The organism is Endozoicomonas sp. SESOKO4 (assembly GCF_024606275.1).
Genome location: NZ_JAHHPS010000199.1, coordinates 1 through 1,214 on the forward strand (window position 1 = coordinate 1; position 1,214 = coordinate 1,214).

General features: G+C 47.8%; 1 protein-coding gene. It reads left to right on the forward strand.

What is annotated here, in order from left to right:
- The first annotated feature begins 188 nt into the window (after positions 1 to 188).
- Complete coding sequence (gene ilvC / locus KDK16_RS03870; protein ID WP_257274752.1) at positions 189 to 1,166, forward strand: ketol-acid reductoisomerase; 978 nt, start codon at positions 189 to 191, stop codon at positions 1,164 to 1,166.
- Positions 1,167 to 1,214: the final 48 nt, after the last annotated feature.

The following is a 1,214-nucleotide window of genomic DNA, read 5'->3' on the forward strand; positions in this document are numbered from 1 at the left end:
AAATGCTTCAGTGGTTTCAAATCCATAATGACTGTTTCTCATCTTCGCTCAGGGCTGTTTCTTATTATGAAATATTATATTGCAAATATATCATTTTACGAAATTACTTGCCTGCTTTAACCTCCAGGTCAACGTTTTAAGCTCGGACAGCAATAAATAGTCCGGGGCGTTTTACTCAGGAGTCCGTCATGAAAGTTTATTACGATAAAGACTGTGATCTTTCCATCATCCGTGGCCAGAAAGTATCCATCATTGGCTACGGCTCACAGGGCCATGCTCATGCCAATAACCTGAAGGACTCCGGGGTAGATGTTACTATTGGTCTGCGTAAGAACTCCGCTTCCGTTGCCAAAGCCCAAGCGGTTGGCCTGAACGTATTGGACGTAGCTTCTGCAGTAGCTCAGGCTGACGTTGTCATGATCCTTACTCCGGATGAATTCCAGTCCCGGTTATACAAGAGCGAAATTGAGCCTAACCTGAAGCAGGGTGCAACGCTGGCATTTGCTCACGGTTTTGCTATTCACTACAACCAGATTGTTCCTCGTGCTGATCTGGATGTCATTATGATTGCCCCTAAAGCTCCGGGTCACACTGTTCGTTCCGAATTTGTTAAAGGCGGCGGTATCCCTGATCTGGTTGCCATCTATCAGGATGCTACCGGGAAGGCGAAAGATCTCGCCTTGTCGTACGCCTGTGGCGTCGGTGGTGGTCGTACCGGTATCATCGAAACGACGTTTAAAGATGAAACTGAAACCGATCTGTTTGGCGAGCAGGCGGTATTGTGTGGCGGTGCCGTAGAGCTGGTTAAGGCCGGTTTTGAAACCCTGACCGAAGCAGGTTATGCCCCTGAAATGGCTTACTTCGAATGTCTGCATGAACTGAAGCTAATCGTAGACTTGATGTACGAAGGTGGAATTGCCAACATGAACTACTCCATCTCCAACAATGCGGAGTATGGTGAGTATGTAACCGGCCCAAGAGTCATCAACGATGAATCTCGTCAAGCCATGCGTGATGCTCTGAAGGACATCCAGAACGGTGAGTATGCCAAGAAGTTTATCACCGAAGGTGCGATGAACTATCCGTCCATGACGGCCTACCGTCGTAACAACGCTGCTCACCCGATTGAAAAGACCGGTGCCAAGCTGCGTGAAATGATGCCCTGAGCGAAGATGAGAAACAGTCATTATGGATTTGAAACCACTGAAGCATTT

What these genes read in the sequence shown, in the direction of transcription:
- ilvC (WP_257274752.1), top strand. Translation starts at nt 189, where the DNA reads ATGAAAGTTTATTACGATAAAGACTGTGATCTTTCCATCATCCGTGGC.